The sequence below is a fragment of the Sulfuricella sp. genome (genome assembly GCF_035531155.1).
Taxonomy (GTDB): Bacteria; Pseudomonadota; Gammaproteobacteria; order Burkholderiales; family Sulfuricellaceae; genus Sulfuricella.
Genome location: NZ_DATKTK010000042.1, coordinates 52201 through 66399, shown reverse-complemented (window position 1 = coordinate 66399; position 14199 = coordinate 52201). Strand labels below are relative to the sequence as shown.

Here is a 14199-nt window from a genome sequence, read left to right as displayed (position 1 = left end):
CAGCTCAATCAGTAACCACCATCTCCAGATCTCTGGAGTGCCAGTTAAGCACCGCGGTTTGCATGAACATCTTGCTCGCCAGCTCCGGGTGCTCGGTGCGGATCACTTCGGCCGCAAACTGGGAAAGGAAGCGCGACTTGAGTTCGGCACGCGCTCGATCCACACCGATCTCGACATAAGGGGCCGAAGCCAGAAGCAGGAAGCCATCGTCAGGAATGCGCCCGGCACGCATGTTGTTCTCGATGATGCCCGCCGCCTGACGGATCGGATCGGCCAGATCGGGGCTGTAGGGGCCGATGATCAGGGCGAGGTTGGGCATGTGCAGGAAATCGAAGCCTCGGCCCACGCAAATCATCCACTCCCGATGCTCGATATCGAGCGCCCGCGCCGCACGCTTCACCTCGGCAATGTGGTCGATATTACCCAGGACGAGGGGGAGCAAATCCTGGCGGATCTGGTTCGGCATGTCGGGATACAAAGCCTCCAGGCGCAGCCCCAGGGTATTCCCGTCCTCGGGGCCAAGCCTGGAAATATCGAGGATCTCGCCATTGGTGCCGTGGAGGATGAGTGCATCCTCGTCGGTCTCGAAACCGCAGACGATGGGATAGACCGTGCCATGGCCCGAACCGAAAGTGTGCTCGACCTGCTTCTTGATGGCGTAGGTATGGGCTTTCGCCGCTTCGGTGTCGAAGCAGAAACCGGCGCAGCCGCGATGCTCGTCTCCCTTGGAAAAATGGTAAGTAATCAGCATCAGCACCCGTCGTCCGGTGGAGACCCTTTCGTGCACGTAGTTGGCGAGCACCTCCCCGAGGTGCGGCCACCCCAGGTTGAACATGCCCCCCAGGTTGCGGATCGGCTGGATAATGCCGGGCGGCGTATTGGTGGCGACGGGGATATTGATGCGGCCATCCATGCATTTGAGCACCACGATGGCGGAGGGATGCTTCGCGAGATAACGCTCGCGGGCCAGGAACGACTCCGGGCTGCAATAGGAAGACGAGTACCTGCGGGCGAGGTCCAGCAGCCAATCGATGCGCGCCTGGATGGTCTTGCTGTGGATGCCCATGGACAGCCTCCATATCAATGGATTCTAATATTCCATAACATGCTCCAGCACAAGCTCGCCGTCAAGCCTGACACGTCAATAAACTGCACATCGCTTTCCGTGACATCTTGCCATTTTTTGCAACCAGCAGATCGACCCATGCGGCTGAGCAAAAATCACCACCGGCACCGTCTGCCGCCGCTGCCTGCATGCAGCTGAACCACGCGGAAACGCTAGCGCCCTTCCTGCTGCAATATCTCAAACGCCTGTCCGACCTGCTGTTCATACTTACCCGCGTCATCAACCGCGCCGATGGATTTGACGAAACGCTGTGGCAGAAACGCTGATGCCCTCCGCAATTTAAGACACAACTGGGCGCCAATTACCCATTCGACATACACGGCTTGCTCTTGAGCGATATTGGCCGGGCAACTTCACCACTGCGGCATCTGACTGCAAAGGGCCATTGCAGAAATAATCAGGGTGTGAAAACTTCAGAAAGTTAATTGAAAGATAATCAAGTCTGAACTTCTTACACTAAGGCTGCCACCGGACTAAAATCGGGCTGCGACGGGGCCGGCGCCATGTCCGGCGGGAAGCTGACCCGGCCGATTTCGTTGCCGTCCCCGTTGCGGTAGATCAGTTCGCTGGTTTCGAAATTGAACTCGGGGTGGCGCGGATCATTCCACTGGTCGAGAAAGTGCTTGTAAAAGGGTGCGAAAAGCCCTCGCTGGGGGTTGCCATGCTGCAGCCCGAATACATACTCCGGCTGGGTCTTGACCTCGTGGCCTTCATGGCAGTACTGGACCCAGACATATTCTCCGGTCACCACCAGCTTCCAGAACGGCGGCTCTTCATAGAACTTGAGCATGACCTTTTTTCCTGCGGAGGCAAGCTTGCGCAGATAGGCGATGCTCACCTCCGTTTCCTGGCGATAGGCCTGGAGCATAGCCTCCGGGTCATCCAGCGACTGGGCCCGGCTAGCGACACCCTTGCCATAGGGGTTTGCCAGCATCACGCGAATTTCATACGCCATCTCCAGCGTCTTCTGCAAATCGCTGTTTTCCGAACTGAAGGTGTCGCCGGTGATCGACATGATGCACACATCACGCACGCTGGCAATCTTCTTGCGCATATCCCGCTCCTTCCAGCGCGACATCCAGCCACGCCCCTCCCGTGCATACACAAGCGATGCGATCTTGTTCATTTGCATGCTGCGCCGTCCGTCCCAGGCGATCTTCGAGATATTGAACAGCAGCACCAGCACGGTGGCGAAGCTGATTTCCGTGATCATCAGCAGTTGCGAGTTGTCTTCAACCTTAGGCCACCAATAAAACAGGATGTATTTCGCCACCACCGGCAGGGAAAAAGCGATACCCACCGCCAGCAGGGTAATTACCACATGGGCGAAGGCATGATGGATGCCCTGGGTGAAACTGTGAAAATGTTTGTCATGGTTCATGATGCAATCTCCATTTTGAAACAAGCGTGCCAGCCGAAAAACGGCGGCAACTTCGATCGGGAATAAGCGGGGGATAATGGGTTGAAACGATCTCCCGCGCACACCGCCAATAGGTGTGGGGAAAGTTGAGTGAATTTGATTATAGCGAAACTCGACGCCGCATTTATTACGAAAAATTAATCAAGTCGCCTTTGATCACAGCCCTGCCGCACCTGCTCGATCTGCTCGCACATCTGCTGCGCACCCTGAAGGATGCGCGGGGTCTGACGCTGGATCAGGTCGGGATGAATGAAGAACACATAGCCCCGGCGCACCGCTGCGAGACGCGAATAGCGTCGCCAGCCTTCGAGCCGGCCACGTTCGGCGTAGAGCGCGCCGCTAGCGATGATCGCTTCGGGATCTTCCGCCAGCACGCTCTCCACCGCCACCACCGGCGTCAGGCTGGAGACTCCGGCGAAAATATTCCTGCCGCCGCACAGCCCGAGTACATCGCTGATCAGATGCTCGCCATTGACCGTAATCAGCGGATCATGCCAGATTTCGTAGAACACCCGCACTGGCTGACGGCCGGCGTAACGCCGCTTCAATTCGGCCACGCCGGCGCGGAAATCTGCCGCCGCTTGTGTGGCGGCCTGTTCCGTTCCTGCCAGCTTGCCGATGGTTACGAGCAGGCGCGGAATGTCGTCGAGACGGCGAGGTTCGGTGAGGAAGACCGGGATCCCCAGTCGTTCCAGCGTGGCGATGTCAGCGGCGCTGTTACCGCTGTGCCAGCCGATGATCAGGTCCGGCTTCAGGGCGAAAATACGCTCGGCATCGGCCTTGCCGCCATCGCCAACATGCGGAATGCGTTTGGCGGCAGCAGGGTAATCGCTGAAGGAGGAAGCGCCGACCAGCTTGTTCCCTGCACCGGCAGCGAAGACCAGCTCGGTGACATGGGGTGACAAGGCGACGATGCGGGCGGCGGGAAGATTCAGCACCACCGCCCTGCCGGCATCGTCGACCAGCTTGAGCGGGGCGGCAACGGCGGCAGTGGCTGCGACGAGAAGCAGCAGGATCGCGCTACCGCGCCAGCCTGCCATCATGGAAAATCAGGCTGGCCAAGGCATCCGCCCCTTCGCCCTCGACCATGAAGCGGCTGATCGCGGCATTGCCCACCTGAATACGGAACAGATGACTGAGCGGCATGGCCAGCACCTGTGCCATGATCATGCGGATCACCCCGGCATGGGCCACTACCAGCGCATGGCGGCCGAGCTGCTGCTCGCTGATCTGCCCCCACGCGGCGGACACGCGCGAGGCGAAACCTTCAAGCTCTTCCGCTCCGGAAGGGCGGTTATTGAGTGGATCGCGGCGGTAGCGCAGCAACAGGTCGGGGTCGTGCGCAGTGAGTTCCTCCGGCGTCTTGCCCTCCCACTCGCCGTAGCCCAATTCGGCCAGGCGCTCGTCTATGCTGACGGGAATATCCAGTATCCTGCCCAGTTCATGAGCGAACCCGGCGCAGCGCAGCAGCGGCGAAGAAACGATCTGCTGCCAGCCGCGATAATCCCCCACCGCTGTCCACATCTGGTTCCAGCCTTTTTCGCTCAGGGGATCGTCGGTGCGGCCGCGGTAGCGCTGGCCGCCTACCGGTTCGCCATGGCGTATCAGGTCAATGATCGTTGTCATAGCAAAAACCTAAGAACAGGATTTATCCACGGATTAACACAGAAAAAAAACAGATAGGGAAATATCTTGCCAGCGCAAAATAAAAACGGGGATAAAACCAATGCAATCAGTGAAAATCCGTGTAATCCGTGGCTAAATTGCTTTAAAAATTAGCCACCCACCCAGCCGGCAAGGGTGAGCAACAAGAGCAATGCCAGCCACAGCACCACCGTGCGCCATACCAGGCTGACGGCGCTATCCAGGTAGTCGGCATCGGCGTCATCACCCAGACCGAGCTCGGGTCTGAACTCGATGTTGCCGCCATAGCTCAGAGGTTCGCCCAGCTTGACACCCAAGGCGCCCGCGCCGCTCGCCAGCACGATGCCGATGCCCTGCTGTACCCAGGCCGACGCCTGGGAACGCCAGCAATACACGGCGTCCTCGAAATCGCCGACCACCGCAAAGCTGATGGCGCTCAAGCGCAACGGCACCCAGTCCATCAGATCGAAAGCCTGCGCGGAGAACTTGCCGAACTCACCAAAATCACGCTGGTCCAGGCCGCCCCATTTCTGACTAAGCAGTTGTGACAGGCGATAGAGCACCGCGCCGGCAGGGCCGAGCACAACAAACCAGGCAATGATACCGAGCAGATTTTTATGCGCGCAGGTCAGCGTTTGCTCGATACCCACGCGGGCGATTTCCACCGCGCCAAGCTCGTCGGCCGGGCGCCCGTGCCACTGGGAAAGCAGGCGGCGCGCTTCGCCCAGATCAGCCACACGCAATGCGGCCGCAACCCTCTCGGCTTGCCCGCCCAACTGCTTCAGGCTTAATAGCGGATACAGCACAACCGCGCTAAACGCCCAAGCCAGCAGAGGGTTGAGGGTGTACAGTCCGCCATAAATACCGCCGACCACTACCACCGGCAGCAATACCGCCAATAGCCACGCCACCACGCCATGCACATTCTGGCCGGCGTTGAAATGACGCTCGAGATAATTCGCGTAGCGGGTAAACAGCAAGCTAACCGGGTTGCTGCCGCCCAGCGGGCGGAAATGTTCGAGCAGCAAGGCGGCGATCAGGGAAAACAGGCTCATGGGCGTTCTCAGATATCCATTTCAACCGTCAAAGTACTATTCTGGTAAATTTCCAGCGTCGGCAGCTTGAGCTTCATGCCGTGTTCATCCAGGTATTTCAGCAGCGCCGCATAGACCTTGCCGGCGGCCAGCCTGGGGTGTGCCCGCAGCTGCACAACGACCACTGGCCGGGCGGGAACATCCGCCAGCTTGAGCGGTTCGCGCACGCTGACGCCGGCCTCCACCAGATAGCCGGTCTGCGCCGTCAGCATGGACTTGGCGGTAGTGCGCGGATCGTTCTGCATCAATGTTATCGCTGCACCGTGGGCGACCCCCTGGGCCTGCAACGCCCGTAGCGCTTCCAGTTGCTTGTCGGGCAGTTTGACGTAATCGCCGCTGTGCTCCAGGTAGGCGTAATGATAAGGGCCGCGCACCAGATTTGTTTCAACTCTGGCGCTGGCAAAGCCTCCCACCCACCAGAAAATCCCCACCAGCGGCGCAGCAAAAGCCAGCACGAAATACAGCCAATTTTTCTTCAAGCGAGATACCCCGTTCAAGCACGTGCAAAGCGCGAAAATACCATAATCCGGCGCGCTTGTCCCGACCTTGCCGGCGGCGTGAAAAGCTTGCGAGCGGAGCGGCTTTGCAAAACCCTGCCGGCATCACCCGCCTCTTGTCGCATTCGCCAAGTACGCCACTTGGCACGTGACATCAATTCGCCAGATATCCCAACCGCTTGCCGGCATTGGAAATGCCTCGCGAAATCATTAAGGGAATATGATAGCATCCCGAGCTGCAAGCCGATAAAATCGCGGCAGCTCCACCGGAAGAACTATGCTGAAACAACCCCTTATTTGTATTGCCCTCGTGCCCATCCTTGCGGGATGTTCGCCGGAACTGCCAGGGGCCATTTCAAGCCCGAGCCCGAGGATCCCGTTCGTTGCGGCACTCGGCGCCGGCGCCTACTTCCTTTACAAGGACAACTGGACGCTGGAAGAAATCCAGGCCGGTGACGACAAATTCCGCATCACCCTGAAAAAGAACATGCTGCGGCACGATGGCGACTCCGAGGCCGGCATGCTTTTCAAGCGCCGTGCGGGAGAAATTGCTGCCGAACTGGGTTACGACGGCTACCGCATCATGGAATACAACGAAGGCATCGAATCGGCCGCACTGGGTCCGCAACGGGTAGCGCATGGTGTGATCCAGTGCTACAAAGGTGCCGCCACCGCAAAATGATGTCCGGCTGGGACGCAGCGTGGCACACGCGTTCACCGATCTACCAGCCGCTGCTGGAAGCAGCGCACAGCCTGGGAGTTACACGCGAAGACTGGCCCGATCTCGACGACTACAACCGCCTGCTGCAATCGGCGCCCGCCCCCGTTCTCACACACGATGACAAGCCGGTACGCTGCGTACCCCAGGCCGACGACCACTACGAGCAAAGGGCCTACCTGACCGGCGAAGTGCAGACCCGCAGCAATAACTGGCATGACCTGTTCAACACCCTGATGTGGCGGGTTTTTCCCCGCACCAAAGCGGCCGTCAACCTGATGCATTACCGCACCAGCCAGGAAACGCCGCAGCCCACAGTCGGCCGCGGTACTGCCCGCGACGTGCTGACCCTTTTCGATGAAAGCGGCGTAGTGATCGCCTGTGCCCAGGAAGAACTGGGCGGAATGCTGAGACAGCATCAATGGAAATCGCTGTTCTGGCAGCGGCGCAGCGAGGTGGACAGGAACATGAGATTTTTTGTCTTTGGCCATTCCCTCTACGAAAAGGCGCTGCGACCATACATCGGCCTGACTGGCAAGGCCCTGATTCTGCCGGTAGCACCCGGCTTCCTCGTGCTGCCCCTTGCCCGCCAGTTGGCCGAGACCGATGCCATGATGGCCGAACATTTCCTCGGCCCAGATTCGCTCCGCGCCACCTTGAGCCTGAGCCCGCTGCCGCTGCTCGGCGTTCCTGGCTGGTGGCCGGACAACAATCACGAAATTTTCTATGAAAACACCGGCTATTTCCGCCCGGCGCCTACCGGGAAAAATAGCGGATAATGCCTTCCGCCCCGCTTTTTCGCTTCCCAACCCCGGGATTTGCGACTAAGCTTTTCAAATAATTCGAAATATCAAAACATTCGAAGGGGAGCTCTTCATGAAAAAAAGTATTTTGCGCACGCTGCTCCTGTCTTTCCTCGGTTTCGGCATCCTGGTCGCGGCAGTTTTTCCTTTTTACGCCAACTTCTTCGTCGCCTGGAAGCCGGGCATGCTGCCATGGTTCGTCGTCGGCTGCCTGATCGCGGGCCTGGGCATCGGCGTGGTAAACTACGTGCTGCTCAACACCATCCTGCTGAACCGGTTGCGGCGCATTTCCGAAGTGGCCAATGCCATCTCGAACAAGGATCTCACGCACAAATGCGAGATACAGAGCGCCGACACCATCGGCGAGATCATTGTCAGCTTCAACAACATGGCGACGAACCTGCGCGAGTTGATTGGCCAGACCGTGACCCTGAGCGGCAGCGTGCGGCACGACAGCGCCCGCATTAATGATTTCATGGCGGGCATTAACGGCAACCTCAACGAGCAAACCGGCCAGGCCGGAGAAATCAGCAACGCCATCGATCGTTTGGCCAAGACCGTCGAGCAGATATCCAACAACTCCGCCGAAGCGGCGGGCAAGGCGCGTGAAGCCACCGACCATGCACGCCAGGGTGGCAACGTGGTGCAGAAAACCATGCAGGGCATCGACAAGATCAGCAAGGCCGTCAACGAAGCGGCCAACGCGGTCGAAGAGCTGGGGCGGAATTCAGACCAGATCGGCGCAATCGTGGCGGTGATCAATGAAATCGCCGGTCAGACCAACCTGCTCGCGCTCAACGCGGCTATCGAGGCTGCGCGTGCCGGCGAACAGGGGCGCGGCTTCGCGGTAGTGGCGGACGAGGTCAGGAAGCTGGCGGAGAAAACCAGCAGCGCCACGGCCGAGATCGGCGGGATGATACAAGAAATCCAGCAAAAAACCGGCGAAGCGGTCAGAACCATGAATGCCGGCACGGCGGATGTGAAGGAAGGTGTCGAGAATGCCCGCGAAGCCGGCAACTCGTTGCGCAAGATCGTCGAAAGCGCCGAACAGCTTACCGCCATGGTACAGGAGATCGCCAGCGCCACCCAGATGCAGAACCAGGACGCCCACATGATCCGGCGGAACATCGCCGGGATCGGCGGCCTGATCGAAAGCACTCTGGAAAACACCCGCGAAGGCACCGCCAAAGCCAAAAATTTGACCGCCCTGGCGGAAAGCCTGGACAACACCGTCACCGCCTTCAAGCTCAATTAGGCGCCCAAGAACCTGTCAACATGAAATGTCACAATCGTAGGTCGGGTTTTAACCCGACATGTCGGACATTCAACATGACAGGCTCCTAGCATGGCGCGCAGCCTGGCGGCCGGTGTCAGCGGACGCGAAGTATGGGCGTGGGCGATGTACGATTTCGCCAACTCCGGCTACACCACCGTCGTCATCACCGCCATCTTCAACGCCTATTTCGTTGCCGTCGTGGCCGGCAATCAGCCATGGGGCACTTTTGCCTGGACCGCCGCACTCGCCCTGTCCTATGCCCTGATCATGCTGATGGCGCCGCTGGTGGGCGCCTATGCCGACCTGCACGCCGCCAAAAAGAAACTGCTGCTGATCAGCACGGTCGGCTGCGTGGTTTTCACCGCCGCACTCGCCCTGGTCGGGCCGGGCCAGATCTGGCTCGCCATCCCGCTGATCGCGCTGTCCAATTTCTTTTACGGCAGCGGCGAAAACCTGATCGCCGCCTTCCTTCCCGAACTGGCACGCGGCCGAGCGCTTGGCAAGGTTTCCGGCTGGGGCTGGAGCCTCGGTTACCTCGGCGGACTGGTCAGCCTCGGCGCCTGCCTGGTCTATGTCGACTGGGCGGAAGCGCATGGCCGGCAGGCGGCGGATTTCGTCCCGGTCATCATGCTGATCACGGCTGCGCTATTCGCTCTGGCGAGCCTGCCTACCTTCCTGTTTCTCAAGGAAAGGGCCATACCGCAAACGCATGCCCGACACCACCTGGTTCGGGAAGCCTACACCCGGCTCGGACAGACACTGCACCATGCCGCCCGCTACCGCGACCTGCGCCGCTTTCTGGTCTGCACCCTGTTCTACCAGGCGGGCATCCAGGCGGTCATCAGCCTCGCCGCGATCTATGCCCAGCAGGCCATGCACTTTTCCACCCGCGACACTATCCTGCTGATTTTCGTGGTCAACATCACAGCGGCGATAGGCGCCTTTGCCTTCGGTTACCTGCAAGACCGGATCGGCCACATCCAGACCATCGCACTGACACTGGTGCTGTGGATCGTCATGGTGCTGCTCGCCTGGGGCGCGCAAGGGCCGCCGATGTTCTGGCTTGCCGCCAACCTCGCCGGCATCGCCATGGGCGCAAGCCAGTCGGCAGGGCGGGCCTTGGTCGGGCTGCTGAGCCCGGCAAAACGGCGCGCCGAATTCTTCGGGCTGTGGGGGCTGGCGGTGAAGTTTTCCTCCATACTCGGCCCGATCACCTACGGCCTGGCAAGCTGGTTGTCCAGGGGCGATCACCGCTTGGCGATCCTGGTCACCGGCAGCTATTTCGTCGTGGGGCTGATGCTGCTGGGTGGGGTGGATGTGTTGCGGGGAAGACGCGCGGCGCTGCGCAGCCAAAGAGATAGTACATTAACACTACGCGAGGCTTAGAACTTCTCGCTATCCAGCAGATAGCGCCACTGCCCCACCGGCAGATCGCCCAGTTTGACCCGCCCGATGCGGACGCGCTTGAGGCCGACCACCTTGAGCCCGACCAGCTCGCACATGCGGCGGATCTGGCGCTTCTTGCCTTCCTTCAGGATGAAGCGCAACTGGTCCTGGTTCTGCCAGGATACCTCGGCCGGCTTGAGCGCCTCGCCGTCGAGGCTGAGGCCGTGGTTGAGCCGTTTCAGGTTGGCCTCGTTCAGCCGGCCCTCCACCCGCACCAGGTATTCCTTTTCGATTTCGGAATCGGCACCGATCAGCTGCTTGGCGATGCGGCCATCCTGCGTCAGCACCAGCAGCCCGGTGGAATCGATGTCGAGCCGTCCCGCCGGGGCCAGCCCGTGCAGGTGCTCGGGGGAGTAGGGCTGCGGCGCGCGGTCTTCCTTGTAGCGGGTATCCTTGCCGATCAGCGTTACCGCCGCCTTGTAGCCCTTCTCCGGCTGCGAGGAAACGTAACCCACCGGCTTGTTGAGCAGGATGGTGACGCGTTGCGATTGCTGCCTTTCTGCTCGCTTATCCAGGGTGACGGTCTGGCTGGGGTCGACTTTGGTGCCCAGCAGAGTGACCCGTTCGCCGTCGACCAGTACCAGGCCTCGTTCGATCAGGGCATCCGCTTCACGGCGCGAGCACAGCCCGCGTTCGGACATCAGCTTGGAAAGACGGATTTTTCCGGAATCCGCTTCCGTGTCCGCTGCACCCGTTTTCGGTTTTGGCGCATCAGGTCGTGCAAGCTTGACCCGCGTTGCCGCAGGCGTCGCGCCGGCACCCGCCGCGCTATCCGGCCTGCGCCGTCCGGCTGGACCCACCCTGCCTTTCGGCGGCCTGCGTATGGTCATCAAATTCGTATTTAAAGAATTTTCAGCAATTCGACTTCGAACACCAGCGTGGCGTTCGGGGGGATGACGCCACCTGCGCCGCGCGCACCGTAGCCCAACTCAGACGGGATAGTGAGCTTGCGCACGCCGCCCACCTTCATGCCCTGCACGCCCTCGTCCCAGCCACGAATGACGTGTCCGGCGCCGAGCGGAAAATCGAATGGATCGTTGCGATCCTTGCTGGAATCGAACTTGGTGCCGTCAGTCAGCCAGCCGGTGTAATGCACGGAAACCCGCTGTCCGGCCTGGGCGGCTTCGCCCTCCCCCTCACTGATGTCATCGTAAACCAGTCCGGATGGGGTGGTGATTTCTGCCATGCTGTGCTCCTGAGTGAATTGAATGAGGTATTTTACCCAACTTCCGCGGAACTCGCTTAATCGCTTTCGGATATGTCGGCCATGACGCAGTTGCGGCCGCCCTGCTTCGCCCGGTAAAGCGCCTGGTCGGCACGCGCCATCATTTGCTGCGCCAGCGCCCCCGCATTCTGGGCACGGTTGCAGTCGTGCAAGGTGGCCACGCCTATGGAGAGCGTGGCCGCGAGAGTTTCGTCCCCCTCGCCCTTGAATCGCTGTTCGGCGATGCTGTGGCGAATGCGCTCGGCGATGGTGAGCGCGCTGCCCATGTCCGTCTGCACCAACAGGACGGCGAACTCTTCCCCGCCATAGCGGCCCATTACATCGATGGAACGCAGCTGGCCCTTGATTCGCCAAGCCACCTCGCGCAGCACGCAATCGCCGGTCTGGTGGCCATACTGGTCGTTGACATGCTTGAAATGGTCGACGTCCAGAAATAAACAGGAAAGAGGAAATCTCTGGCGCTGGGCGCGACTGACCTCCTCCTGCAGGCGCTGATCGAAATAACGCCGGTTGTGCACTCCGGTAAGCGGATCGGTCAACCCCAGATGCTTGAGGCGCTCGCTATTGGTGACATTCTCCAGACAAACCCCGATGATCGCTGCAAGGCGGCCGATAAAATCGGTCGCCATGCCGGGTGCAAAGCGCCCCTCGTTGCGGCTTCCGAGATTGAGGCTGCCGATCAGTTTTTTCTGCCGCACCATCGGCAGGATGGCGATGCTGGCAGGAGAGGTGTCGCAAGGAAAAAAGGGGGCACGACTGGCGACATTATACTGGCCCAGCACAGGCGCCAGGGAAGTGCCGCAAAGGCGGTGAAAATGGGATGGGTTATCGAGGCACATCAGGCCGGGAAATTCGGTGGCGGGGATACCGAGGTCGACCAGCATGCGCCGTACTTCATATTCCGGATCGATCAGCGCCATCGTCACCACGTCCAGATCGAAGGTCTCCTTCATTTCCTGCAGGACATACTGGAGCAGTTCCTTGACACTGCTGACGCTGAGCATGCGCAGCTCCGCATCCTGGAAGCGGCGCATCACCTGCTCGTTCAGCCGCGCCTGGGCCACCAGCGTTTCCAGCTGTTGCCGTAGCTCCCGGTTCTCTGTGGGCAAACGTTTGTTGAGCAAATCGCCGGACATCTGGTTTATGCGCCCACCACCTCCGCCTTGACGATTTCCAGCGAGTCACGCATGGTTTCCTCGGGCGCGGCATTAAGGCATTCAGCCAGCATTTCCGCGGCCTCCAACGTGTTTTTTGGCAGCACCCCGGCATCCAGTTCCGCGACAAAGGTGGCTGCCGCCCCGGCAATACGCAGCAGCGACTGGCGCTCGCCCATCAGCATTTCAAGCTCGGTGCGCAGCATGGCGATTTCCTGGTCTTTCAACACATGGGGCATTGTCGTTATCCGTTTCGTAAAATCAATTTATCAGCGTACCACACCCGTGATGAGTTGCGCACCCGGCAGACCATGCTCAAGCAACCATTTCCTTGCGGCGTCGAGCAGCGACTCAGTGCCGGCCACATAAACATCGAAGCCGCCCAATGCCGGGTAATCATCGGCAATTCGCTGCAACAGGCCACCGACCAAACTTGGCTGCCGACCGGCCGCAGTTTCCAGATCGGCCCCTGCCACCAGCGGCGTGTATTGGAAGTTGTCCAGCGCATCGGCCCAGGCGCGGGGCCAGTTGGGGAGATACAGATTGACCTCGCGCGACACCACCCAGTAGAGGTGCACCGACTCGGCAACATCCAGCGCCATGGCGTGCTCCAGCAGGCTTTTCACCGGCGCAAAACCAGCTCCGAAAGCGATGAAAATCAACGGCCGGATGGAATCCTCATGCAGCACGAAACTGCCCTTCGGACCTTCCACCGTCACCGCCTCTCCATTCGTCAGCTTGGTGGCGACATAATCCGAAAAAGGATTGCCCGGCAGGTTGCGAATATGGAACTGCAGGTTGCGGTCGTCGCACGGACAGCTCGCCACCGGGAATACCGCCGAGAGCGCGTGACCGAGCTGAAGTACCGCATTCTGCCCGGCCAGGAAGCGCAGCCGGTTGTTGCGCGGGGTTTGCAGATTCAGGATCAGCATGTCGTCGCCCGGCTGTTCGATACTTTTGACGTGCGCCGTGATGTGCTGGAGCGGGATATCCGATGCAAACTGTGCCTCACCCGCCTCGATCACCACATCGGTCACGGCGGTATTCGAACACATCAGCGCATAGCCGGAGGATTTCTCGGCTTCGCTCAGAACATAATCGTGGGGCCGCACTTTCATCACCTGGCCTTCAACAACCCGCGCCTTGCACTGGCCGCAATTGCCGTTGCTGCAGCCATAGTTGAGCGCCAGGCCGGCACGCAGCGCCGCTTCGAGCAGGGTGTCGGCGCCTTCGACAAAAAATTCATGTCCGCTGGGCTGGATTTTTACATGCGCCGCCATCACGCGCAGAAAGTTGTCGCGCAGGGTCAAGTTGGGTAACCCGGCCTGGGCATCGCGCGCTGCCAGTTCCTGGTGTATCCACATCCGGAGGGATGCCGCGGCAGCCTGCATCTCTTCCCCGCCACCGTCCCATGCCTTGAGCTGTTTTTCCAGCCCCTCGACAATGGCGCGGTATTGGTTCAACGAAGCCTGGGTCTCTGCCAGCGCCTTGCTCAGACCGGTCAGCCGCGCGGCAAGCACCTCCTTGTCCGGCAGGGAGCGCTCGAATACCCGCTTGCCGAAGGCTTTTTCCTTGATCTGCGCGACCCGCTCGAAGGCGGTATTGTCCTCGAACTGGATATCGGGATAAACGCGCAGCAAATCCTCGGCAGCCACCATACCGTCGAAAGACGCCAGGATACCGTCCTTGATTTTCTTCTGTAGCGCGACCCGCGTTACACCCATCAGGCGCGCCGCTCTGGATAAATTCAGAAGTTGCGGCATATCCTGCTCCCTGAGAACAGCAGCGAAATTCCC

General features: G+C 60.1%; 16 protein-coding genes. 5 read left to right on the top strand and 11 right to left on the bottom strand.

Translation table 11 applies throughout. From position 1 onward, the window contains the following. Nucleotides 1-4: 4 nt before the first annotated feature. Entirely contained in the window at nucleotides 5-1066 is a 1062-nt protein-coding gene (locus VMV64_RS08550) for a hypothetical protein (protein WP_325329536.1), read from the bottom strand. Between the two features lie 188 nt (nucleotides 1067-1254). On the opposite strand from VMV64_RS08550, the gene VMV64_RS08545 reads away from it, so the two are divergent. Then, a complete protein-coding gene (locus VMV64_RS08545; RefSeq protein WP_325329535.1) occupies nucleotides 1255-1392 on the top strand; it encodes a hypothetical protein in 138 nt (45 codons plus the stop codon). Nucleotides 1393-1577: 185 nt separating this feature from the next. On the opposite strand, the gene VMV64_RS08540 is transcribed toward VMV64_RS08545, so the two are convergent. The 5 genes from VMV64_RS08540 to VMV64_RS08520 form a co-directional block, all read right to left on the bottom strand. Continuing rightward, on the bottom strand, nucleotides 1578-2507 hold the full coding sequence (locus tag VMV64_RS08540; RefSeq protein ID WP_325329534.1) for a hypothetical protein: 930 nt from the start codon (nucleotides 2505-2507) through the stop codon (nucleotides 1578-1580). A 176-nt stretch (nucleotides 2508-2683) separates the two neighbouring features. Then, a complete protein-coding gene (locus VMV64_RS08535) occupies nucleotides 2684-3589 on the bottom strand; it encodes a cobalamin-binding protein (RefSeq protein WP_325329533.1) in 906 nt (301 codons plus the stop codon). Further along, a complete protein-coding gene (locus VMV64_RS08530; RefSeq protein WP_325329532.1) occupies nucleotides 3567-4172 on the bottom strand; it encodes a histidine phosphatase family protein in 606 nt (201 codons plus the stop codon). Before VMV64_RS08530 ends, VMV64_RS08535 begins: the two co-directional genes overlap by 23 nt. Before the next feature lie 149 nt (nucleotides 4173-4321). Then, nucleotides 4322-5245 (bottom strand): CobD/CbiB family protein, encoded by a 924-nt coding sequence (locus VMV64_RS08525; RefSeq protein WP_325329531.1) that lies wholly within the window; start codon nucleotides 5243-5245, stop codon nucleotides 4322-4324. A gap of 8 nt (nucleotides 5246-5253) precedes the next feature. Continuing rightward, nucleotides 5254-5763 (bottom strand): GyrI-like domain-containing protein, encoded by a 510-nt coding sequence (locus VMV64_RS08520; RefSeq protein WP_325329530.1) that lies wholly within the window; start codon nucleotides 5761-5763, stop codon nucleotides 5254-5256. Between the two features lie 295 nt (nucleotides 5764-6058). Between VMV64_RS08520 and VMV64_RS08515 the strand changes: the two genes are divergently transcribed. The 4 genes from VMV64_RS08515 to VMV64_RS08500 all read left to right on the top strand — a co-directional run bounded on the left by VMV64_RS08515 (nucleotide 6059) and on the right by VMV64_RS08500 (nucleotide 9964). Further along, nucleotides 6059-6463, top strand: a complete 405-nt coding sequence (locus VMV64_RS08515) for a hypothetical protein (protein WP_325329529.1) — start codon at nucleotides 6059-6061, stop codon at nucleotides 6461-6463. Further along, a complete protein-coding gene (locus tag VMV64_RS08510; protein WP_325329528.1) occupies nucleotides 6460-7278 on the top strand; it encodes a DUF3025 domain-containing protein in 819 nt (272 codons plus the stop codon). Before VMV64_RS08515 ends, VMV64_RS08510 begins: the two co-directional genes overlap by 4 nt. Nucleotides 7279-7375: 97 nt before the next feature. Then, nucleotides 7376-8557, top strand: coding sequence for a methyl-accepting chemotaxis protein (locus VMV64_RS08505; RefSeq protein ID WP_325329527.1), 1182 nt, complete (start codon nucleotides 7376-7378; stop codon nucleotides 8555-8557). A gap of 90 nt (nucleotides 8558-8647) precedes the next feature. Then, nucleotides 8648-9964: an MFS transporter gene (locus VMV64_RS08500; protein WP_325329526.1), complete on the top strand. Its 1317-nt coding sequence runs from the start codon at nucleotides 8648-8650 to the stop codon at nucleotides 9962-9964. Here VMV64_RS08500 and VMV64_RS08495 read toward each other — a convergent pair. Genes VMV64_RS08495 through VMV64_RS08475 form a run of 5 tightly spaced genes read right to left on the bottom strand, consistent with a single transcriptional unit; the run spans nucleotide 9961 to nucleotide 14166 of the window. Beyond that, nucleotides 9961-10854: a pseudouridine synthase gene (locus tag VMV64_RS08495; protein WP_325329525.1), complete on the bottom strand. Its 894-nt coding sequence runs from the start codon at nucleotides 10852-10854 to the stop codon at nucleotides 9961-9963. The two genes, VMV64_RS08500 and VMV64_RS08495, sit on opposite strands and share 4 nt — an antisense overlap. Nucleotides 10855-10865: 11 nt before the next feature. Then, nucleotides 10866-11210 (bottom strand): FKBP-type peptidyl-prolyl cis-trans isomerase, encoded by a 345-nt coding sequence (locus tag VMV64_RS08490; RefSeq protein ID WP_325329524.1) that lies wholly within the window; start codon nucleotides 11208-11210, stop codon nucleotides 10866-10868. A gap of 56 nt (nucleotides 11211-11266) precedes the next feature. After that, nucleotides 11267-12385: a sensor domain-containing diguanylate cyclase gene (locus VMV64_RS08485; protein ID WP_325329523.1), complete on the bottom strand. Its 1119-nt coding sequence runs from the start codon at nucleotides 12383-12385 to the stop codon at nucleotides 11267-11269. 5 nt (nucleotides 12386-12390) lie between these two features. Further along, entirely contained in the window at nucleotides 12391-12642 is a 252-nt protein-coding gene (locus VMV64_RS08480) for a hypothetical protein (protein WP_325329522.1), read from the bottom strand. A gap of 30 nt (nucleotides 12643-12672) precedes the next feature. Continuing rightward, the gene (locus VMV64_RS08475) at nucleotides 12673-14166 is read right to left on the bottom strand and encodes a 2Fe-2S iron-sulfur cluster-binding protein (protein WP_325329521.1); all 1494 of its coding nucleotides are present in this window, start codon (nucleotides 14164-14166) and stop codon (nucleotides 12673-12675) included. Nucleotides 14167-14199 lie beyond the last annotated feature (33 nt).

What these genes read in the sequence shown, in the direction of transcription:
- VMV64_RS08540 (WP_325329534.1), bottom strand. Translation starts at nt 2,507, where the DNA reads ATGAACCATGACAAACATTTTCACAGTTTCACCCAGGGCATCCATCAT.
- VMV64_RS08530 (WP_325329532.1), bottom strand. Translation starts at nt 4,172, where the DNA reads ATGACAACGATCATTGACCTGATACGCCATGGCGAACCGGTAGGCGGC.
- VMV64_RS08525 (WP_325329531.1), bottom strand. Translation starts at nt 5,245, where the DNA reads ATGAGCCTGTTTTCCCTGATCGCCGCCTTGCTGCTCGAACATTTCCGC.
- VMV64_RS08500 (WP_325329526.1), top strand. Translation starts at nt 8,648, where the DNA reads ATGGCGCGCAGCCTGGCGGCCGGTGTCAGCGGACGCGAAGTATGGGCG.
- VMV64_RS08550 (WP_325329536.1), bottom strand. Translation starts at nt 1,066, where the DNA reads ATGGGCATCCACAGCAAGACCATCCAGGCGCGCATCGATTGGCTGCTG.
- VMV64_RS08515 (WP_325329529.1), top strand. Translation starts at nt 6,059, where the DNA reads ATGCTGAAACAACCCCTTATTTGTATTGCCCTCGTGCCCATCCTTGCG.
- VMV64_RS08485 (WP_325329523.1), bottom strand. Translation starts at nt 12,385, where the DNA reads ATGTCCGGCGATTTGCTCAACAAACGTTTGCCCACAGAGAACCGGGAG.
- VMV64_RS08535 (WP_325329533.1), bottom strand. Translation starts at nt 3,589, where the DNA reads ATGATGGCAGGCTGGCGCGGTAGCGCGATCCTGCTGCTTCTCGTCGCA.
- VMV64_RS08490 (WP_325329524.1), bottom strand. Translation starts at nt 11,210, where the DNA reads ATGGCAGAAATCACCACCCCATCCGGACTGGTTTACGATGACATCAGT.
- VMV64_RS08505 (WP_325329527.1), top strand. Translation starts at nt 7,376, where the DNA reads ATGAAAAAAAGTATTTTGCGCACGCTGCTCCTGTCTTTCCTCGGTTTC.
- VMV64_RS08510 (WP_325329528.1), top strand. Translation starts at nt 6,460, where the DNA reads ATGATGTCCGGCTGGGACGCAGCGTGGCACACGCGTTCACCGATCTAC.
- VMV64_RS08475 (WP_325329521.1), bottom strand. Translation starts at nt 14,166, where the DNA reads ATGCCGCAACTTCTGAATTTATCCAGAGCGGCGCGCCTGATGGGTGTA.
- VMV64_RS08495 (WP_325329525.1), bottom strand. Translation starts at nt 10,854, where the DNA reads ATGACCATACGCAGGCCGCCGAAAGGCAGGGTGGGTCCAGCCGGACGG.
- VMV64_RS08480 (WP_325329522.1), bottom strand. Translation starts at nt 12,642, where the DNA reads ATGCCCCATGTGTTGAAAGACCAGGAAATCGCCATGCTGCGCACCGAG.
- VMV64_RS08545 (WP_325329535.1), top strand. Translation starts at nt 1,255, where the DNA reads ATGCAGCTGAACCACGCGGAAACGCTAGCGCCCTTCCTGCTGCAATAT.